This window comes from Nocardia sp. CA-128927 (assembly GCF_050955855.1).
Lineage (GTDB): Bacteria > Actinomycetota > Actinomycetes > Mycobacteriales > Mycobacteriaceae > Nocardia.
In genome coordinates this window covers 5,635,493-5,655,560 of sequence record NZ_CP192087.1, presented here as the reverse complement: position 1 = coordinate 5,655,560, position 20,068 = coordinate 5,635,493, and the positions used below count along the sequence as shown (strand labels likewise).

The 20,068-nt window shown below is 66.2% G+C and carries 18 protein-coding genes and 1 riboswitch; of the genes, 10 read left to right on the top strand and 8 right to left on the bottom strand.

All coding sequences use genetic code 11. The features are described from left to right. Positions 1 to 22 precede the first annotated feature (22 nt). Together ACQPW1_RS26625 and ACQPW1_RS26620 are read left to right on the top strand one after the other, a co-directional pair. Positions 23 to 1,552: an APC family permease gene (locus ACQPW1_RS26625; RefSeq protein WP_433654274.1), complete on the top strand. Its 1,530-nt coding sequence runs from the start codon at positions 23 to 25 to the stop codon at positions 1,550 to 1,552. Further along, positions 1,545 to 3,101, top strand: a complete 1,557-nt coding sequence (locus tag ACQPW1_RS26620; protein ID WP_433654273.1) for a GMC family oxidoreductase — start codon at positions 1,545 to 1,547, stop codon at positions 3,099 to 3,101. Before ACQPW1_RS26625 ends, ACQPW1_RS26620 begins: the two co-directional genes overlap by 8 nt. A gap of 216 nt (positions 3,102 to 3,317) precedes the next feature. On the opposite strand, the gene ACQPW1_RS26615 is transcribed toward ACQPW1_RS26620, so the two are convergent. After that, positions 3,318 to 4,610 carry an RNA-guided endonuclease InsQ/TnpB family protein gene (locus ACQPW1_RS26615; RefSeq protein WP_433665341.1) on the bottom strand — a complete coding sequence of 431 codons (1,293 nt, stop codon included), beginning with the start codon at positions 4,608 to 4,610 and terminating at the stop codon, positions 3,318 to 3,320. 317 nt (positions 4,611 to 4,927) lie between these two features. On the opposite strand from ACQPW1_RS26615, the gene ACQPW1_RS26610 reads away from it, so the two are divergent. The 3 genes from ACQPW1_RS26610 to ACQPW1_RS26600 all read left to right on the top strand — a co-directional run bounded on the left by ACQPW1_RS26610 (position 4,928) and on the right by ACQPW1_RS26600 (position 8,712). Continuing rightward, positions 4,928 to 5,713: an IclR family transcriptional regulator gene (locus tag ACQPW1_RS26610; RefSeq protein ID WP_433654272.1), complete on the top strand. Its 786-nt coding sequence runs from the start codon at positions 4,928 to 4,930 to the stop codon at positions 5,711 to 5,713. A 205-nt stretch (positions 5,714 to 5,918) separates the two neighbouring features. Then, a riboswitch (glycine riboswitch) is annotated at positions 5,919 to 6,011 on the top strand. 44 nt (positions 6,012 to 6,055) lie between these two features. Beyond that, on the top strand, positions 6,056 to 7,348 hold the full coding sequence (gene glyA, locus ACQPW1_RS26605) for a serine hydroxymethyltransferase (protein ID WP_433654271.1): 1,293 nt from the start codon (positions 6,056 to 6,058) through the stop codon (positions 7,346 to 7,348). Then, positions 7,345 to 8,712, top strand: a complete 1,368-nt coding sequence (locus ACQPW1_RS26600; RefSeq protein WP_433654270.1) for an L-serine ammonia-lyase — start codon at positions 7,345 to 7,347, stop codon at positions 8,710 to 8,712. The genes glyA and ACQPW1_RS26600 overlap by 4 nt, the downstream gene beginning before the upstream one ends. Positions 8,713 to 8,718: 6 nt before the next feature. On the opposite strand, the gene ACQPW1_RS26595 is transcribed toward ACQPW1_RS26600, so the two are convergent. Next, a complete protein-coding gene (locus ACQPW1_RS26595) occupies positions 8,719 to 9,798 on the bottom strand; it encodes a PQQ-dependent sugar dehydrogenase (protein WP_433654268.1) in 1,080 nt (359 codons plus the stop codon). A 192-nt stretch (positions 9,799 to 9,990) separates the two neighbouring features. On the opposite strand from ACQPW1_RS26595, the gene ACQPW1_RS26590 reads away from it, so the two are divergent. Beyond that, complete coding sequence (locus ACQPW1_RS26590; RefSeq protein WP_433654267.1) at positions 9,991 to 11,175, top strand: family 2 encapsulin nanocompartment cargo protein terpene cyclase; 1,185 nt, start codon at positions 9,991 to 9,993, stop codon at positions 11,173 to 11,175. A 64-nt stretch (positions 11,176 to 11,239) separates the two neighbouring features. Here ACQPW1_RS26590 and ACQPW1_RS26585 read toward each other — a convergent pair whose 3' ends face one another. From ACQPW1_RS26585 to ACQPW1_RS26575, 3 genes are all read right to left on the bottom strand, one after another. Next, positions 11,240 to 12,289 carry a medium chain dehydrogenase/reductase family protein gene (locus ACQPW1_RS26585; protein WP_433654266.1) on the bottom strand — a complete coding sequence of 350 codons (1,050 nt, stop codon included), beginning with the start codon at positions 12,287 to 12,289 and terminating at the stop codon, positions 11,240 to 11,242. Between the two features lie 79 nt (positions 12,290 to 12,368). Then, positions 12,369 to 12,938, bottom strand: a complete 570-nt coding sequence (locus ACQPW1_RS26580) for a TetR/AcrR family transcriptional regulator (RefSeq protein ID WP_433654265.1) — start codon at positions 12,936 to 12,938, stop codon at positions 12,369 to 12,371. Between the two features lie 98 nt (positions 12,939 to 13,036). Next, positions 13,037 to 13,231 (bottom strand): hypothetical protein, encoded by a 195-nt coding sequence (locus ACQPW1_RS26575; RefSeq protein ID WP_433654264.1) that lies wholly within the window; start codon positions 13,229 to 13,231, stop codon positions 13,037 to 13,039. 95 nt (positions 13,232 to 13,326) lie between these two features. Between ACQPW1_RS26575 and ACQPW1_RS26570 the strand changes: the two genes are divergently transcribed. Together ACQPW1_RS26570 and ACQPW1_RS26565 are read left to right on the top strand one after the other, a co-directional pair. Beyond that, positions 13,327 to 14,061, top strand: a complete 735-nt coding sequence (locus tag ACQPW1_RS26570) for a molybdopterin-dependent oxidoreductase (protein ID WP_433654263.1) — start codon at positions 13,327 to 13,329, stop codon at positions 14,059 to 14,061. Beyond that, complete coding sequence (locus ACQPW1_RS26565) at positions 14,045 to 14,671, top strand: cytochrome b/b6 domain-containing protein (RefSeq protein WP_433654262.1); 627 nt, start codon at positions 14,045 to 14,047, stop codon at positions 14,669 to 14,671. The genes ACQPW1_RS26570 and ACQPW1_RS26565 overlap by 17 nt, the downstream gene beginning before the upstream one ends. An 11-nt stretch (positions 14,672 to 14,682) precedes the next feature. On the opposite strand, the gene ACQPW1_RS26560 is transcribed toward ACQPW1_RS26565, so the two are convergent. Beyond that, complete coding sequence (locus ACQPW1_RS26560; protein ID WP_433654261.1) at positions 14,683 to 15,705, bottom strand: monodechloroaminopyrrolnitrin synthase PrnB family protein; 1,023 nt, start codon at positions 15,703 to 15,705, stop codon at positions 14,683 to 14,685. A 397-nt stretch (positions 15,706 to 16,102) separates the two neighbouring features. Between ACQPW1_RS26560 and ACQPW1_RS26555 the strand changes: the two genes are divergently transcribed. Next, on the top strand, positions 16,103 to 17,605 hold the full coding sequence (locus ACQPW1_RS26555; protein ID WP_433654259.1) for a cellulase family glycosylhydrolase: 1,503 nt from the start codon (positions 16,103 to 16,105) through the stop codon (positions 17,603 to 17,605). A 26-nt stretch (positions 17,606 to 17,631) separates the two neighbouring features. Further along, positions 17,632 to 18,231, top strand: coding sequence for a TetR/AcrR family transcriptional regulator (locus ACQPW1_RS26550; protein ID WP_433654258.1), 600 nt, complete (start codon positions 17,632 to 17,634; stop codon positions 18,229 to 18,231). A 3-nt stretch (positions 18,232 to 18,234) separates the two neighbouring features. Here ACQPW1_RS26550 and ACQPW1_RS26545 read toward each other — a convergent pair whose 3' ends face one another. Continuing rightward, positions 18,235 to 19,134, bottom strand: a complete 900-nt coding sequence (locus ACQPW1_RS26545; protein WP_433654257.1) for a fatty acid desaturase family protein — start codon at positions 19,132 to 19,134, stop codon at positions 18,235 to 18,237. A 19-nt stretch (positions 19,135 to 19,153) separates the two neighbouring features. Beyond that, on the bottom strand, positions 19,154 to 20,065 hold the full coding sequence (locus ACQPW1_RS26540; protein ID WP_433654256.1) for a pyridoxal-phosphate dependent enzyme: 912 nt from the start codon (positions 20,063 to 20,065) through the stop codon (positions 19,154 to 19,156). Positions 20,066 to 20,068 lie beyond the last annotated feature (3 nt).

Genomic DNA, 20,068 nt, shown 5'->3' with positions numbered 1-20,068 from the left:
CCCGCGGAAGGCACGGTAAGCAATGGTGGTCAAGGAACAGGGTCTGTCCGACGACAGCGGAATGGAGGATTTCGGATATAAGGAATCCCTCGACCGAAGTATCGGCAAATTCGCCAGCTTCGCGGCGGGGGTCAGCTATATCTCGATCCTCACCGGCACGTTCCAGCTGTTCTATTTCGGTTTCGGCAGCGCGGGTCCCGCGTATCTCTGGTCGTGGCCGATCGTTTTCGTCGGACAGCTGGCCGTCGCACTGTGCTTCATGGAGCTCGCCGCGCGCTATCCGGTCGCCGGGTCGGTATACAACTGGTCGAAGTCGCTGGGCAGCAGAATCGTCGGGTGGTCGTCGGGTTGGTTGATGCTGACCGCCTCGATCGTGACGCTGGCAGCGGTGGTGCTCGCGCTCCAGCTGAATCTGCCACGGCTGTGGAGCGGCTTCCAGATCATCGGTGACGGCACCGGCGAATACGACTACGCCACCAACGCGGTGGTGCTCGGCACGATCATGATCGTGTTCACCACCACGATCAACGCGCTCGGCGTCCGGCTGATGGCGATGATCAACAGTGCGGGCGTCTTCATCGAGCTCATCGCGGCGGTGCTGATCGCGATCATCTTGGCGGCCAACGCGACTCGTGGTCCGCAGGTGTTCTTCTCGACGCACGGTTACGGTGCGGGGGAGTCCGGTGGTTATCTCGGCGCGTTCCTGGTGGCCTCGCTCGCGTCCGGCTATGTGATGTACGGCTTCGACACCGCGAGTTCGCTCGGCGAGGAGACGGTGGAGCCGCGGCGCACCGCGCCCAAAGCCATCCTGCGCGCCGTGCTCGCTTCCTTCGTGATCGGCGGCGCGATTCTGGCCTTCGCGGTGATGGCGGCCCCCGACCTCGACGATCCGAAGATCGGCAGCTCCAGCGGCGGCCTGCAATACATTGTCGAACAGGTGATGTGGGGTCCGCTCGGCACGATCTTCCTGTGCTGCATCGTGATCGCGGTGACGGTGTGTTCGCTCGCCGTGCACACCGCCGCCATCCGGTTGACCTTCGCCATGGCCCGCGACAACGCGCTGCCCTTCGGCGAGCGGCTCGCCAAGGTGCATCCCAAGACCCAGACGCCGGTGGTTCCCGCCATCCTGATCGGCGTGCTCGCCGCGCTCATCCTGGTGGTCAATATCGGTCAGCCGAAGATCTTCACGGTGCTCACCTCGATCGCGATCATCATGATCTACCTGGCCTACCTGATGGTGACCGGGCCGATGCTGAAGAAGCGGTTCCAGGGTCAGTGGCCGCCTAAAGAGCTCGCGGCGGGTGGCTATTTCACGATGGGTCGCTGGGGGATGATCGTCAACATCATCGCCGTGGTGTGGGGCGTCGGAATGGCATTGAATCTGGCGTGGCCACGCGAATCCGTTTATGGCACACCCTGGTACAACACCTGGGGTGCGTTCGTCTACATCGGCGCGATCCTCGGGGCCGGGCTCGCCTGGTATGGGATCAAGGGCCGCAAGCGAATCGGCACTCTTGCCTCACACGCCGCGGAGGTGCGCAGCAATGTCTGACACGGTGTTCGACTATGTGATCGCCGGTGGCGGGACGGCCGGGTGTGTGCTCGCCGCCCGGCTCAGCGAGGATCCGACGGTGTCGGTGTGCCTGCTGGAGGCAGGTCCGTCCGACGTCGGCGATCGCGCCATCCTCGAGCTCACGCAGTGGATGCATCTGCTCGATTCCGGCTACGACTGGGACTACCCGGTCGAGCCGCAGGAACGCGGGAACAGCTATCTGCGCCACGCTCGCGCGAAGGTGCTCGGCGGATGTTCCTCGCACAACTCCTGTATCGCGTTCTGGCCGCCCGCGGAGAATCTGGACGAGTGGGCCGCACTGGGCGCGAAGGGCTGGGGCGCGGCCGATGTGCTGCCCTACGTGACCCGGCTGGAGAACAACGACGCACCCGGCGATCAGCACAGCCGCACCGGCCCGGTCCGGCTGCGCGACGTGCCGCCGGACGACCCGTGCGGCGTCGCGGTGCTCGAAGCGGCAGCGGCGGTCGGACTGCCGACGGTGCAGTTCAATCGGGGCGCGACTGTGCGCAACGGGGCGGGCTGGTTCCAGATCAATGCGGCGGAGGACGGCACGCGCATGTCGACATCGCACGCGTACCTGCACCCCGTGCTGGATTCACGCCCCAATCTGGAGGTGCGCACCGGCTGCTGGGTCAGCGAGATCCTGTTCGACGACGCACGCGGCGCGACCGGAGTCCGGTACCAACGTCCCGACGGCATCGGCTACGACACGGCCTCGGCGCGGCGCGAGGTCATCGTCACCGCCGGTGCCATCGATACGCCGAAGTTGTTGATGCTGTCCGGGATCGGGCCCGCCGAGCACCTGCGGGAGATCGGGATCGAGGTGCTGGTCGATTCGCCCGGCGTGGGCGCCAACCTGGACGATCACGTGGAAGGCCTGGTGTTCTGGGACGCGGCGCGGCCGATGGTCGAGACCTCGACGCAGTGGTGGGAGATCGGTCTGTTCGCCACCACCGACGACGCGCTGCGCGTGCCGGACGTGATGATGCACTACGGCAGCGTGCCGTTCGACATGAACACGCTGCGTCGTGGCTACCCGACCACCGACAACGGCTTCTGCCTGACACCCAATGTCACGCAGGGCCGGTCGCGGGGCACGGTCCGGTTGCGCAGCCGCGACTTCCGGGACCGGCCGAAGGTGGACCCCCGCTACTTCACCGATCCGGACGGCCACGACGAACGGGTGATGCTCGCCGGAGTTCGGTTGACGCGCAAGATCGCCGAGCAGGCGCCGCTGCGCGAGTGGGTCGCCGCCGAACTCGCCCCCGGACCGGACGCGACCACCGACGACGAGCTGATCAGCTACATCCACGCCACCCACAACACTGTGTACCACCCGGCCGCGACGGCACGGATGGGCGCGGTCGACGATCCGCTGGCGGTGCTCGATCCCGAACTGCGGGTGAAGGGGGTGTCGCGGCTCCGGGTGGTCGACGCGTCCGCGATGCCGAAATTGCCCGCGGTGAACCCGAACATTACTGTCATGGCCATGGCGGAGAAGTGCGCGGATCTCATCAGGACAACGTGAGTCGGCCATGTCTGCGGAGGGCGAACTACAGCGTGGCTCCCATTCGGTGAGGTTTGGAAGGCACCGTCCTTCTCGGACGTCCTCGGCTCACACTAGTACAGTGTGAGTGTTGGTTTCCGCGTCATCCGGGCTGGTTTCGCCCACACAGGTGTGTTGGCCAGTGCCTTCCTGTCGGCGGACGTTGGTGACCGGGGCTCGTGCTTCGGGCTCCCGGACCTAGGAAGGGTGATGTTGTTCGCCCCAGGTGGCGAGGTTGACCGCGGCATTGTGGTCGCGGTCGAGTTCGTGTCCGCATCCGCACCGGAAGACCCGGTCGGTGAGAGTCAGTGTGCTGTTGCGGGCGCCGCAGCGTGAACAGAGCTGACTTGACGGATACCAGCGGTCCGCCACGACTACTGTGCCGCCGCGCCAGGCCTGCTTGTAGGTGATCATGCGTGCGAATTCGGCCCAGCCCGCGTCGCTGATTGCCCGCGCCAGACGTCGGTTGTGCAGCATCCCCGCGATGTTCAGGTCTTCCAGGACGAGCCGGTCGTGGGTTTTGACCAACTCGGTGGAGACCTGGTGCAGAAAATGCTGTCGGATATTGCGGACACGTGCATGGTGACGACCCAACCGGGCCACCGCCGCACGTCTGTTGTTGGAGCCCTTCGCCTTCCGCGCTACCTCCCGCGCGAGACGGCGCTGCTTACCGAGCCCGGCCACCAACGCTTTGGGCGGATCCACGATCCGGGCGACCTCCCGGCCGTCACCTGTCGCGGCGACCAAGAACGCCGATAATCCTCGATCGACCCCGACCCAGCCACCACGATCGGTGCCCCCGCGAGTCCGGTGACACATCTGCGGATGCAACTCGGCGGCTTCCACGTTCACCGTGACCCACCACCGCCCAGCCCGCCAACTCACTGTGGCGAACAGGATCTTCGCCCGACCAGACGCCACCATCCGCCGTAACCGGCGCGTGTCGTCATGGACCCTGACCGTCCCGATCCCCGGCAACGCCACCGATCGCGCACAGTCGTTGTTACCCACCCGGATCGACGGCCGTCTACCTCGGGAATCCTTGTTGCGCAGGCGGAATGATCGGTCCGATGTGCCCTTCCTCTTGAAGCGAGGGAACCCGACCCGGCGCCCCTTGCGGGTGCCGCGACGCGAGTTCGACCATGCTGCCAGCGCTCGACCGCAATCGATGGCCGCTTCCTCGAATACCTGCTGGGATACTTGAGCGCGCCAGGCGAGTCCGGTCACCGCGACTTCGGTGGTACCGGTCCTATCTACGGTGAAGACCCGTCCAGCGTCCTCGGTTTTCTTCCATCGGTTGAAATGGTTGATCAGATCGAACCCCGACCACGGTATTGACACGGCTGGGTCGGTTGTGTGGACGGTCAAGGCTGATTTCACCGCACCCAGGCACTGATTGAACGCAAACCTGGCTGCCCCGGCATGCCGCGACAGCACCTTCTGCTGCTCGACCGTGGGGTCCAAGCAGAACTGGAATGATGTGTGCCGCACCACACCCGGCAGTATCCCACCAGCCACCGACAAGAACGGCAGGTGGCGGTCCCGTCCCTGTCCGGCGACGGCCACGTGATCGATACCGCCGAGGTCCGATGAGATCCTCGGCTGTGTGCGCCGAGGCGCCGAGCGAACGGTTCGCCTGGTGGCCCCTCGGCAGGGTGCCTGTCGTGAGGCACTGCAGCCCTCGGATGTGGACAGCGCGCTGGCCTGGGCCGATGAAGTATCCAACGCCAGTCGATGACCGGGAGATCGCGGGTGTGCAGCGACGCGTCCGCGGCATCGCGATGACGTCGGCTTAGAATGACGGCGTCATGGCGAAACACGATGGTGAGGACACAGGCCGGACCGCTGCGGTGCAGTCGGTCGATCGCGCACTGCTCGTACTGGAGATCATCGCCAAGCTGGGCCAGGCCGGGGTCACGGAGATCGCCGCCGAACTCGGTGTACACAAATCTACCGTCTCCCGGTTGATCGCCGTGCTGGAATCGCGCGGTTACGTCGAGCAGCTTTCCGACCGCGGCAAGTACCGGCTCGGCTTCTCCATCGTCCGGCTGGCCGGATCCACCAGCGCGCAGGTCGATCTCGTCGGGCAGAGCCAGGGCGCGTGCAACGCGCTGGCCGCCGAAACGGGGGAGACCACGAATATCGCTGTGCTGGACGGTAATCGGATAATCAACATCGTTGAGGCGGCCGGGACGGGCTCGATCGCGCTGCGGTCCTGGGTGGGGCAGAGTTGTCCGGCGCACGCCACGTCGAGCGGCAAGGTGCTGCTGTCCGGTCTCGAGCCAGCGGCGATGCGCAAGCAGGTGGGCCCGAAGCTGGAGGTCTTCACCGCCAATACCCTGACCAAGGTCGCCGACCTCGCCGCCCAGTTGGTGGATGTCCGTGAGCACGGATGGGCAAGTGTGCGTGAGGAACTGGAGATCGGGCTGAATGCCGTCGCGGCTCCGGTTTTCGACGGTAGTGGGGAGATCGTTGCGGCATTGAGTGTTTCGGGCCCGTCCTATCGGCTCGGCCCGGATCGCTTCGCCGCGACGGCCGAACAGGCGATCGCGAGCGCCGCGGACATCAGTCGCCGGCTGGGCTACTTCGGCTGACGAGCCAGAGCGCGGTTCGCCATTGACAACGCGAGCGGCCGCCGACAATACTGAGTCCCGTGTCGCGCGATTGTTGCGCAATACGCAACAGCTGGTAAACAACTGCATACTCGCCGCACACGCAGCGGGAGATCTTCATCCAGGTGATGAAGAGCCGAAGGAGCAACACCTCCCGGGAATCTCTCAGGCCCAGTACCGCTGCGCATAAGGCAACTCTGAAAAGTAGTGCACCACGCACTCGCCGACGGGGCAAACGCGAATGCGTGAATCTCTCAGGCCCTAGGACAGAGCGGGAGGAGCCACACCCAACGCGCGCGCGTGCGCGTCGACGAAAGGCTCCCCATGGCTGATCCTGACTCCGCCCTTCGTACCGAACTGGACGTTTCGCTGCGCGAATTCGACCCGGTCGTCGCCGCACTGGTCGATCAGGAGACCGGCCGCCAGCAGCGCGGACTGGAAATGATCGCCTCGGAGAACTACGCGCCGCTCGCGGTGATGCAGGCCCAGGGCACGGTGCTGACCAACAAGTACGCCGAAGGGTATCCGGGACGCCGGTACTACGGCGGCTGCGAGTACGTCGACGAGATCGAGACGCTGGCCATCGAACGGCTGCGCGGGCTGTTCGGCGCCGAGTACGTCAACGTGCAGCCGCACTCGGGTGCGCAGGCGAACGCCGCGGTGATGCACGCGCTGCTGCGGCCCGGCGACGGCATCCTCGGGTTGGCCCTGGACCACGGTGGTCACCTCACCCACGGCATGAAGGCCAACTTCTCCGGACGGCTGTATAACGTTGCGGCATACCATGTTCGGGCCGAAGACCAGTTGGTCGACATGGCCGAGGTGGCGCGTCTCGCCCACGAGCACCGGCCGAAGCTGATCGTGGCGGGCTGGTCGGCCTATCCACGGCACCTCGACTTCGCCGAATTCCGGCGTATCGCCGATGAAGTCGGCGCGTACCTGATGGTAGATATGGCGCACTTCGCCGGACTCGTTGCGGCGGGGCTGCATCCGTCGCCGGTGCCGCACGCGCACGTCGTCTCCTCGACCACGCACAAGACACTGGGCGGGCCGCGCGGTGGATTCATCCTCGCCACAGCGGATTTGGGGAAGAAGCTGGATTCGGCGGTCTTCCCCGGCCAGCAGGGCGGGCCGCTCGAGCATGTGATCGCCGCCAAGGCGGTCGCCTTCAAGATGGCGGCCGAGCCTGCGTTCCGCGATCGGCAGGAGCGGACCCTCGCGGGCGCGCGGCTGCTCGCCGACCGGCTGCTTGGCGAGGATTGCCGGGCCGCGGGTATCGGCGTGGTCAGCGGTGGCACCGACGTGCACCTGGTGCTCGTCGATCTGCGCGATGCCGAACTGGACGGCAAGCAGGCCGAGGATCTCCTGCAGACCTTGGGAATCACGGTGAACCGCAACGCGATTCCGTTCGATCCGCGGCCGCCGATGATCAGCTCCGGGCTGCGGATCGGCACACCCGCGCTGGCCGCGCGCGGCTTCGATACCGCCGCGTTCACCGAGGTGGCCGACATCATCGCCTCGGCGTTGTGCGGCGGGCCCGCCGCGGAGCTGACCGCCCGGGTGGACGCGCTGGCGAAGCAGTTCCCGCTGTACCTCGGGATGCGGAACCCGGCGTGACGATCAGCGTCTTCGACCTGTTCCGGGTCGGCATCGGGCCGTCGAGCTCGCACACGGTCGGACCGATGCGTGCCGCGGCCGCGTTCGTTGAGCGGCTGAAGGACGCCGACGTGCTGCACGAAGCGGTCGCGGTTCGGGTTCAGCTGTACGGATCGCTCGGTGCGACCGGGCGTGGGCACGGCAGCGTCGAGGCGATCGTGGCCGGGTTGTCCGGTGCGCAACCGGAGAGCATCGAACCGGACACGATGAGCGCCATTGTTGCCGCGGCGCGCGATACCGGTCGGCTGTATCTCGGCGGTGCGCGTGGGATCGTGTTCGCCGTTGACAGTGACGTCGAGCTGCTCGGACTGACTCGGCTGGCATTCCACACCAACGGGATGCTTTTCGGTGCGTACGACGATGCGGGCAAGGTGCTGCTCGAGCGTCAGTACTTCTCTGTTGGTGGCGGTTTCGTCCTGGACGAAGAGGAGATCGACGGTCGCGTGGGCGACGCGCCGGTCGCCGTCGCGCACCCGTTCCGCTCAGCAGACGAACTGCTGGAGATCACCTCGGCAACCGGCCAGTCGATCAGCGAGGTTGTGCTGGCCAACGAACTGTCTTGGCGCAGTGCGGATCAGGTTCGAGCGGACCTGCTCGACATCTGGCAGGTCATGCGGGGCTGCGTCGAACGCGGGATGTCGACGGGTGGCGTACTGCCCGGGTCCCTGCGGGTGCGGCGGCGCGCGGCGACCCTGGTCCAGCGGCTGGACGCCGAGGCGGAGGAGAACGACCCGCTGCGCGCGATGGAGTGGGTCACGCTGTACGCGATGGCGGTCAACGAGGAGAACGCCGCGGGCGGCCGCGTCGTCACCGCGCCGACCAACGGTGCCGCGGGCATCATTCCCGCTGTGCTGCACTACATTCAGCGTTTCATCACCGACGACGAGGACACCGTTGTCGAGTTCCTGCTGACCGCGGCCGCCATCGGCCAGCTGATGAAGGAGAACGCCTCGATCTCCGGCGCCGAGGTCGGCTGCCAGGGTGAGGTCGGATCCGCCTGCGCAATGGCCGCCGCCGGACTTGCCGCCGTGCTCGGCGGGACGCCGCAGCAGATCGAGAACGCCGCCGAAATCGGGATGGAACACAACCTCGGCCTCACCTGCGACCCGATCGGCGGACTCGTCCAGATCCCGTGCATCGAACGCAACGGCATCGCCGCGGTCAAGGCAATCACCGCCGCCCGCATGGCGATTCGCGGTGACGGTATGCACCACGTGTCGCTGGACCAGGTCATCCAGACCATGCGCGCGACCGGCGCGGACATGCTCGACAAGTACAAGGAGACCTCGCGCGGCGGCTTGGCGGTAGCGGTCGTCGAGTGCTGACCCGCCTCAGCGGGCCGGGAAGCGGATGATCCGGTCGTCGCCTGTGCGGACATCACCGCGACCATCGGTGTTGGAAGTGGTGAGCCACAGTGCGCCGTCCGAGGCCACCTGCACGGTGCGCAGCCGACCGTACTTGCCACGCAGCTGCGCCACGGGAGTGCCCAGCGTGCCGTCTGCTCGCTGCGGTATCGTCCACAACCGCTCGCCCCGTAATGCCGCGACGTACAACGTGTTCGCGGTGATCGCGAGGCCGGACGGCGAGGCTTCACTGGTGGTCCAGGTGATCAGCGGGTTGGTATAGCGGCCGCCCTGGGTGTCGCCCTTGCCTTCGACGACGGGCCAGCCGTAGTTGCGCTTCGGCTGGATCAGGTTGATCTCGTCGTAGGTGTCCTGACCGAATTCGGCCGCGTACATGCGTCCCGTCTGATCCCACGCCAAGCCCTGCACATTGCGATGACCGAGGGTGTAGACCGGCGAATTCGGGGTGGGGTTGCCTGGCGCGGGTTTACCGTCCGGGTCCAGCCGGAGAATCTTGCCATTGGGACTCGCCGGATCCTGTGCCCGATTCGACTGCCCGGCGTCGCCGACTCCGACATAGAGCATGCCGTCCGGCCCGAATGCGATTCGGCCGCCATTGTGGATAGTGTTCTTCGCGATGCCTTTGAAGATCACTTCCGGCTGCCCGTCGAGGCGGAATCGCACGATCCGATTGTCCCCACTGGCGGTGAAATAGGCATAGACGTAACCATTTGCGGCGTACTTCGGGGACACCGCGATACCGAGCAACCCACCCTCGCCGCGCGCGACCACCCCCGGCACCCGATAAGCCTGAGTGGGCTTGGAACCGGGCGTGATCCGCGAGATCACACCGGTATTCCGCTGTGCGACCAGCGCATCACCGCCCGGCAGGAACGCCAGCCCCCACGGCACAGCTATGTCACGAGCCTGCTCCTCAGGAGCATTGAGGTCAGGAACACCGGCCACCGGTTGCGCGACAGAACCGGGCATGGCAACCAGAAATGTCGCCGTCAACGCGATTACGGCGGCACCGGCGAAATGGGCCGCACTTCGAAATGCCGAAGTCATAACTAGAGTAGAACCCCCTTCAGCTGATCAACTCGACTGGAGAACGACTGGGGAGCAGATGAACGTGATGACACGCCCGAGTCGGTCGCCACACCGGGAGCGAACCAGATGTTTGCCGGGACGGCGCGGGTACCGGTGTTCAGCGTCTACCGTTTTTGTACGTTGTTCGACCGAGGATGAGGGGAATCTTGCATGAACGCTAGAGAATTCACGCCCGTCCGGAATCCGGGCAAGCCGGTGTCGCCGACTCCGTACCAACAATCCATCGGGCCGAGGGGCGTGGGCACTTCGGCCGCGCAGACACTCCTGTCCACGCTGCCGAAGGGCCTGGGCACTTCGGCAGCGCGCGCATTCCGGTCCACGCTGCCGAGGGTGTTCGACCACGAACCGGATGAGGGGTACATCGATCGGTCGTGGGGTGATGGGTCCGGACCGCCGCTGTACCTTCCCGCTCCGGAGCGGATCGACACAGCACTCGGCGATCTGCTCGACGCACGGGTGGGCGAATGGGGAGCCGAGTGCGGGTTCGACAAGGAGGGGTCCGAGGAGTTGCGCGACAACGGGTTCGGTCGCCTCGCGATGCTCGCCCACCCGGATTCGGACGATACGGATCAGTTGATGATCGCGGCCTGGCTGAACGCCGCCTGGTGGGCCGCCGATGACCGCTACGCCGACGACACCGACAAGGGTGCACTGCCGGAGAAGCTGCCGCCGCGGCTGATGGTGGCCATGATGGCGTTGGATCCCCTTGCGCCCGTTGGTGAATTCGACCCTCCGCTGGCAGAGCGGATCCGATCCGAACCAGTGCTCGCGGCGTTGCAGTCCGGAGTGCGATACCTGGCCGAGCGTGGCACCCCCGCCCAGGTGCAGCGCGCCTGCTACGCCAGTTTCGCGATGTTCGTGTCGTGGACGGCCTACGCCGCCTGGCGGCATACGGAGAAGTATCCCCCGACGTGGGAGTATCTGGCCGCCCGCCAGCACGACAGCTTCTTCACCTCCATGACGCTCGTCGACCCGGTCGGCGGATATGAGTTGCCTGCCAACGTTTTCTACGACCCGGACGTGCGGCGATTGGCCAATCAGGCGGGCCTGGCATCGGTGGTACTGAACGACCTGGTTTCGGTGACCAAGGATGCCGCCGACGAGAAGCCGTTGCCCAACATGGTGTTACAGATCGCGGCCGACCGACGCTGTTCGCTTTCCGACGCGACCGAGATCACGGTCGATCTGCACAACCAGCTCGTGCGCGACTTCCGTGACGGTCACCGGCGCATGCGGGAGGTCCCGATGCCGGAGTTGCAGCGCTTCCTGCGCGGTGTGCGTGCCTGGATGGGCGGGGGTGCCGAGTGGCACATCACCGCCGCACGCTACCGCTGAACGGCACCTGAGCGCGTTCGGTGGACAACGTTGCGGCGGTAGCGCACGGCGAACACGAGGAGGTTCAGGACTGTGGGTCCGGCACGATGACGACCTTGCCGGTGACGGTGCCGGACTCGGCGAGTTCGAGGGCTCGTGCGGCCTGGGAGAGCGGGATGCGGGCGGCGACCTGGGCGCGCAGGGTGCCGTTGACGGCGAGGTCGAAGACTGCGGCGAGGTCTTCGGTGAGGTGGTTGCGGAAGCGGGTGAGGTTGCGCTTGCCTGCCCAGATGTTGTAGAAGTGCGCATTTCGCTTGTTGGGCAAAGTGTTCCACAGCATCAGCTGCCCGAACAGTTTCAGGACGGGCAGGCGCGAGTTGCCCGTATCGTCCTTGGTCGACGCGGTGCCGTAGGACACCAGTGTGCCGTGCGGGGCGAGCAGGCCGAACGAATCGTAGATGCCGGGGCCGCCGACGTGATCGAACACCGCGTCGACGCCCTCGGGGGCCAGCGCCCGAACCTGTTGCGCCACATCGCCGCGGTAGTCGACGGCGGTGGCGCCGAGCGCCTCGACGGCCGCCGCGTTCCGGGCGGACGCGGTGCCGATCACCCGGATGCCTGCGGCACGGGCGAGCTGGACCAGAGTGGAGCCGACGCCGCCGTTGGCGCCGTGCACGAGAATGGTCTGACCCCGCTTGACCTTGGCGATCCGGTACAGCATCTGCCACGCCGTGATCCCGTTCACCACAAAGGTTTCCGCCTCGGCCGGGTCGAGCGCCGACGGCACCGGGACGAGATCCGCTGCGTCCAGCACGATGTGGCTGCTCCAGCCACCGACCTTGGTCAGCGCGGCGACCCGGCGGCCGATCAGCGCCTGGTCGACTGCCGAGCCGGCCGCGGTGACCGTGCCGACGAGGTCGTAGCCGGGCACGAAGGGGAACGGCGGCTGGTCGTAGTACTTGCCGCGACGCATCTGCTGTTCGGCGAACGAGACGCCGGACGCCTCGACGCGGACTAGGACCTGGTCCGGTCCTGGGGCCTGCAGCGGACGCTTGGTCACCAGCAGGCCGTCCGGCTCTACCTGGCCGGGCAGGATGATCTGTACTGCGGTGACGGGCTGCGTGGGGATGGTCATCGGAAACTCCTAGTGCGTGACTGGTCAGTCACTCGTTGGGCTGAAGATGAGCCCCTGCGTAGGGGCTGTTTTTGTGGATCTAGTGAGCGTTGGGGTGGCGCATGCCGTCGGTGAGTACCGCGGCCCAGTCGCCATCGTTGCTGTCGAGGTCGAGGGTGACGATCAGGTGGCAGAGCTGGCCGTACGCCATGAATAGTTGGACAGCGCCGTCCCCGGCGCCGGATCGCGTCTTGGCGAAGCTCGTCACCCGGGCAATGCCGCGCCGCATCGCGTCCGCGATCTCCGGAATGTCCGAGGCCGAGAGTGCGTGCACCTGCAGCATCAACAGGCTCTTGTCCGCGATGAGTTGTGCGTACGCGCCGCCCATTTCGTGCAGGACTGCGTCCGGGTCGGCACTGTCGGCGCGGACGGCGCCCGCCGAAAGGGCCTGTTCGACCAGTTCGAAGCAGCGGTCGAGCGCCGCCACGAACAGAGCGATCTTGCCTGGGAACAGCTTGAACACGTAGGCCGGTGAGATCGCCGCCTTCGCTGCCACGTTGTTGATCGGCGTGCCGTGGTAACCGGTCCGCGCGAATTCGGTGATCGCGGCATCGACAACGGCATCCCGTCGAACCTCCGAGGTGGAGAGTGTTGCTCCGCGCCTTGTCATGTGAGTGACTGTACACTCACTCTCGATTTCCGGTCAAGCGCTGGCCTGGAATTCACGCTTCGGGGGAGCGAATGTGCTGGCAGCGCAGCTATGTTCGGCTAGCGCGATGCGCGTCCCCGCCAGCCCCACACGGCCAGCAGCACCCCGGCGATCAGCACGATGGGGCCGATGATCGACCAGGTGACGGTGTTGCTCATCGGGCTTCCCGAGACCACACCGAAGCCTTGCAACGACCAGAGAAGTCCGGCGAGTCCGATGATGACGCCGAGCGCGACGAGAATAGGGCTGCGCATGAGGCTGCCTTTCGTATGTACCGCTTGATGGCGGTTTCGACGCAACAGTAGCGCCGGTTGGGCCGCGGTCGGGGGAGTCGGTGGATAGTAGAGGTGTGCCCGTCGACGAGAGTTCCGATCAGGAGCGCCTCGGCGCGCCTGTCGGGCGCCGGGTGGTGCTGGGATTGCTGGCCGCCGGTGCCGCGGGAGTGCTCGGCGGCGCCTCGCTGCAGAAGGGGCTGGCGGCGGTGCTCGGGCCGATCGGCAACCGCGATCCGACCGGGCTGGTCGGACTCTTCCCACTGGGCAACACCTTTCGCTTCTACTCCGTCACCAGCAGCGTTCCGAAGCGGGACGCGAGCGACTATCGGCTCGACATCACCGGCCTGGTAGACGCGCCTCGCAGCCATACTCTCGGCGATCTACAGGCGATGCCGCAGCAGGAGCTGGTGCGCGACTTCCAGTGTGTGACCGGTTGGCGGGTGCCCGAAGTACGGTGGCGCGGTGTTCGGCTGGCCGATCTGCTCGACGATGCCGGGGTGGACAGCGCCGCGAAGGCGGTGCGGTTAACCTCCTTCGACGGCGCGTATTCCGAGAGCCTCACCCTCGAGCAGGCCAGGCGTGCGGATGTGCTCGTCGCACTGGAGATGCTCGACGGTCCGGTCACGCACGATCACGGCGGACCGGTTCGGCTCTACGTCGCGCCGATGTACGGCTACAAGAGCTGCAAGTGGCTCTCCGGAATCGAGCTGACCAAGGACGTCGTGCCCGGCTATTGGGAGCATCGGGGCTACTCGATCGACGGATGGGTCGGCCAATCGAATGGGCGCAACGATGACCCGACCAGCTGACTCGACCGAGCGCGACCTGCACCGGTTCAGCCGGGCCGAGCGCTGGGTGCATTGGCTGACCGGCGTGCTCGTCCTCATCTGCATCGTCACCGCGGCGATCCTCTACAACGGCTCGCTCGCGGTGCTGGTCGGCAACCGGCACATCGTCGAAATCGTGCACGTCTATTGCGGTTTCGCGCTGCCGGTGCCGATCGTTGTCGGCCTGGCTTCCCGCGCGTACCGCGCCGACCTGTCGAGGCTCAACCGTTTCACCCGATCCGACTGGCTGTGGCTTCGGTTCAAAGGCCGTCGCCTGTCCGGCGAAGACGTCGGGAAGTTCAATGCCGGACAGAAACTCAACGCGGCGTTGAGCGCCGGATCGATCTTCGTGCTGCTCGGCACCGGCGTGATCATGTTCTTCCCGGACTGGACCCGGCTCGCCTGGCGCACCGGTGCGACATTGATGCACGACTGGTTCGCGCTCGCCTTCGGCATCCTGGTGGTCGGCCACCTGATGTACGCGCTACGCGACGCCGAAGCCATGCGCGGCATGCTCACCGGGAAGGTATCGAAGCGGTGGGCAGAACAGGAGCACGTGCGGTGGGCGGCGGAAGACGACACTGTCGAATGATGTAGCGGGACTCAGGATCTCGTGCCGGTGCGGCGGGAGCGCGCGTACTGTGCGCAGTCGCGGGTGAGCGTGAGGATGTGGTTCAGGAGTCCGGGGCTGACACCTGCGGTCCCCGTCGAGTATCGGGAATCGTCGGTGTACGCGCCGCCTGCCAGCAGATTGTGCGTGGTGCGAAAGGTGACCAGGCCGTTCATGATTCGAATGACGCCGTCCATCGCGTCGGCGACCCTGGTCGCGGGTGGCCCTGCGGGGTGGTCGAATTCGCGCACGAGCCGGGTGACCAGGGACGGGGCGCGCTCGGTGTGCTGGAACAAACGCCGCCACTGCGGTAGCCCGTATCTGACCAGATCGTTCTGGAAGTACCGCAGGTCGGCGTCGCCGTGGTCGGACGACCACACGAGACGGTCGATCAAGTAGAGCGGGACGTGCACGGGTGCCGGACCGTAGTACTGGCGGTCGGCGACGACCACGTCCGTCATGAACGGTCCCAACCGGGAGGCGTAGAACTTGACCGGATCGACGTTGCGGTAGACGTCGTTCATGATCTCCGGCAGCGTTTCCAGCTGGTCCGCTGCCGCGTGGCAGATCTCGCCGAACGCGACGTCGCGCGGGTGCAGCTGGGCCAATCCGGCCAGCGTCGGAGCGATCTCGTCGATCAGCATCGTGCCGACCCGGACGGCGTCGATCAGCACGTTCTCCTGACGATCGCCGAGGAACATCCGCTGACGCTTGCCCGCGGGGTTCCAGACGCCGTAGTGCAGCACGGTATCGCGCGGGACCATATCCACCGAGAGACCCCACGCCAGCAGCATGTCCGTCGCTTCGGGCACCGCTTCGAGGGGCTCGACGCCGTGGCGCTGCAAGGACGAGAGGAACATGCCGACATCGCGCATTGCCGCCAGCCGGTCGGGAACCCGCAGCAGTTCTACTTCACGGGCGCGCCACACCAATTGCCGAAACGCTTTGGCGAGTTCGCGCACATCGGCCGCGGCATTCATTGCGGGCAGGTTCGCCAACAATGCGTCGGCCGACAATGGATCTTGGTTAGCGACCTGGCGGCATGCCGATTCATCGAGGCGTATCGAGCGGGCTCCGCTACTAACTGGATCGACATGCGGCGACGGCCGGGACCGCTTTCTCAAGGCTGGCATCAGGTCCTATCTTCGTGCTGCGAGTGAGCGTGTCTCGCAGGTGGTCGTGCGTGGATGCCGTCACCATCGTGCGGTCCGAAGGGATTGTGTAGCAAAGCAAAGAAACATCCCATGAGTTGTCGATTGGGAATTGGGCAAACATCCGGTAAACGGCGTTGGTTGAATCTTGGATTTCCCCAGACGACTGGGGAAGTCGAGGCAACTATGTTCGCTTGAACTGGACGTGTGACCATTAAGCCCGTTGTCGGTCACGCGAGCGGAGATGCCAATGCGCAGATTCATGAGAACGACATTGGCCGGGGTGCGGGCGCGCGGGCGACGATGGATAGTCGGTGCCGCGGTCGCGGCGATCGGCAGCGCGGGCCTGGTCGCGCTCCCCGCGCCCGCGCAGTCCGCCCCGGCGGTGCCGTCGATCAGCCAGGTCAAGGCCGAGGGGAGCTATCTCGTCGATGCGCTCGGGCGCAAAGTGCTGCTGCACGGCGTCAACAACGTCGACAAGCAAGCCCCGTACGTCGAACCCGGCGACGGCTTCACGCTGACCGATGCGGACGCGGCGCTGCTGGCGGGGCACGGATTCAACACCGTGCGGCTCGGCGTGAGTTTCGACGGGCTGATGCCGACCCGCGGCGTGGTCGACACCGCGTACCTCGATCGCATCGGCACGGTGATCGATACGCTTGCGGCGCACGGCATTTACACCCTGCTCGACCACCACCAGGACGGATTGTCGAAGATCTGGGGTGGCAACGGTTTTCCGGAATGGTCGCTGAAGTCGCGGCCTCCCGTCTGGGAGCCGAATCCCGGTTTCCCGCTGTACTACCTGATGCCGAGCATGAATCGCGGCTGGGATGAGGTGTGGGACAACAGCAATGGGGTGCTCGACTATCTCGGCCAGGCGCTGGCGGCGCTGGCCGCGAGGACGAACGGACGGGCCGGGGTGCTCGGCATCGAGCTGATGAACGAGCCGTGGCCCGGATCGGCGTTCCACACCTGCTTCCCGAACGGCTGCCCCGGCTTCGACGCCAAATACCAAGCGGCCATGCAGAAACTGACGGACGCGGTGCGGGCTCGCAACACCGGAATTCCGGTCTTCTGGGAGCCGAACGTGACATGGAACGAGACCATGCCGACGAACCTGGGCAAGAACCCACCGATCACCTCGCCCGATATCGTCTTCGCCCCGCACGACTACTGCATCCCCAGCCAGCTGGCGATCTATCTGGGCCTGCCCGAAGAGCTACGCGGAGTGTGCCCGGTGCAGCAGGACAAGACCTGGGGCAACATCGATGCATTCGCCCGTCGTACCGGAATCCCCACATTGGTAACGGAATTCGGTGACGGCGACGCGACGGTGCTGCGCAACACCCTCGTGCGCGCCGATGAGCGATTCATCGGCTGGCAGTACTGGCATTACGCGTCCAGTTTCGGCCCAGGCGGGCCCAAGCCCGACCCGTTCCTCGGCGACATCGGCCGCGACCTGGTCCGCACGTACCCACGAGCGACCGCGGGCACCCCGGGTCGGCTGGTCTTCGATTCCGCCACCGGCGATTTCGCCTATCGCTACACGCCGCGCGCTCTCGCCGCGCCGACCGAAATCTACGTCTCCGACCGGCACTACCCGAACGGCTACGAGATCCGCGTCGACGGCGGCAAGGTCACCTCGCCCCCCGGAGCGCGGGTAGTGACCGTGGAAGGCACCGGTTCCGCACCGGTCACGGTGTATATCAACAGACCCGGTTCGGCAGGCGCGAAAGTGCCAACCGGGCCAGTCAGCGGCGGCTGACCGGCCTGGCCGCTACCGTCATTCGAGTGAGCACCGACCGCGTCGACGGCCGTCGCCTTCGCCATCAGCAGCGACGTCCCGAGTTGCTGAACATGGTCGCCGACTTTGTGCTGGAGCACGGCGTCGGCGGCCTGTCGCTGCGTTCGCTGGCCACGGCGGTCGGCGTCAGTCACGGAACCCTGTTGCACCACTTCGGATCGAAGGAGCGGCTGCTCACCGAGGTGGTCGAGCTGCTGCGGCAGCGGATGGCCGACACGGCGGACGCGGCAGGCACACCGCATCACGTCGAACGGCTGCGGCAATGGTGGCAGCGGACGACAGCGTCGCACAACCTGCCCGTCTACCGGTTGCTGTTCGAGATCTACGCCCAAGCTGTGCGTGAACCGGCCACCTACGAGCGGTACCTACAGCAGGTGGTTCGTGACTCATTGACGCTGATGCAGGACCTCGTCATCGCGGAGGGCTGCCCCGCCGAGCAGGCGCCGCTGGTGGCGTCGATGATCGTGGCTCAGGCACGGGGCCTGCAACTCGATCTGCTGGCCACGAACGATCGCGAACGCGTGGATCAGAGCTTCGCGATGTTCGTCGAGCTACTGACCGAGCTGAAACGTACGTGGCAGCAATGACACTCACCGGATCGCCCGCCACAGGGTGCGGTAGAAGTCGAGGTAGGTGCGTTCGACGTGGACCGCGCGCTGGCGGACCTCGTCGTGCCGGGCGGGTAATTGGTTGAGCGGCACCGACATTGCCGCGTGATGTTCGATGTGCAGGTTGTTGCCGTTGGTGAACCAGGTGGACAGGCGGCTGCCGCGGATGGAGCGGGTGTTGCGGAGGACGTCGGTCGTCTCGGTGTCGCAGAGGATGTGTTCGGGGAGTTCGACCAGGAAGTGCATCGGGACCGCGAACAGCAAGGGTAGCAACCAGAGTCGGAGGACGAGGTCGTGGTGTCCGGCTACGGCCAGGGTGCCGGCACCGAGCAGTAGCGCGCCGAGGATCAGGTGTTCGGTGATGGTCCGGCGGCGCATCGTGCTGCTGATGTCGCCGTGTTCGTACTGCCAGCGTCCGGTCGCCGCGCGCAGCACGTCGCGGACGACCACCACGAGTCGCGCGTAGTCGAACATGCCGCGCAGCAGCAGGCCGATGGTCAGCGGCTTGCGGGTGTCGAAACCGAAGAACTCGGTGTCCCTTGGTGTTCCGAGGTGGCGGTGGTGCTGCAGGTGACGGACGCGGTAGTTGGTGTAGACGACCAGCAGCGGCAGGCCGAGCGGTACGCCGACCAGCCGATGCGGCCATGCGGTGCGAAAAGCGGAGTGGTGCAACGCCTGATGTTGCAGCTCGACGGCGTGAGTGTACATGGCCGCCAACAGCAGCACGCCGACGATCAGCGCGATCGGTTCCGGCCGCAGCGCGAGCACGACGCCGAGCGCGGTCAGCACGGCGAGCAGCGCCAGTTTGGCGAGGAAGACGCGCTCGTCGGCGACAGTGGTCCGGGCACGGGCGAACAGCAGGCCCGGAGCATGGTGGGTCATCTGATCTTCTCGACTCAGGTCAGCGGCCGCTGAGCAGGACTACGTGGGTTCCGGTGAGGGGATTGTTGCGGGCGTGACCGAGCAGTCCGGCGAGGGCGACCGCGCCGGAGGGGGTCGGGTGAGCACCGTGTTCGGCCAGCAGGTCCCTGGCGGCGAGCAGTTCGGCATCATCGGCTCCGAACACCGCACCACCGGACTCGGCCACCGCAGCCATTGCCTCGGGGCCTTGCAGCGCATGCCAATTGACGAGCGGCTGATTGTGATCGGTGGTGACGACACCCTCTGGTGGCAGCATCTGGTACGCACCGGGCCAGCTGGTCACCACGGGATTGTTGGCGGCGGAACCGACGCCGTTGATCGGCACCGACCAGCCGATCGCGCGCAGCTGCCGGTGCACCGCGATGATGGTGGTGCCGTTGCCGACCGGAATCCACAGCGCGGCAGGCGGTTCCGTGAGCGCGACGCGCAGGGCGTGCACGACGACACCGTGACCGTCGAACACCGAGTCCACGTACGGCCCGTCGACGTTCCCGTCGATCGAGCCGTCGATGCGGGCGAGGAGACGGGATTCGTCGACGGCGTCCTCATAGTTGCCCGGAACAAGGTGCACGTCGGCACCGGCATCCCGCATGAACGCACCACCGTCGCTCCACCCGGTGGGCAGCACCACGGTGCAGGCGATGTCGGCCGCGGCACACGCCATGGCCATGGCGCGGCCGTAGTTGCCGCACGTCGCGATGACGACCCGCTGGTAGCCGTCGGCAATGGCACGGGCGACGACCGCGCGGGCGGCCGGCTCCTTGTGACTGCCTGAGGCGTAACGGGTTTCGTCCTTGATCAGGATTCGGGTTCCCGGCACGAGCTCACCGGCATCGATGAGGGGTGTGGCGTACGCGTCGGTCGGCGCGGTGGTCAGGGGTGAGGCGGGCACGGT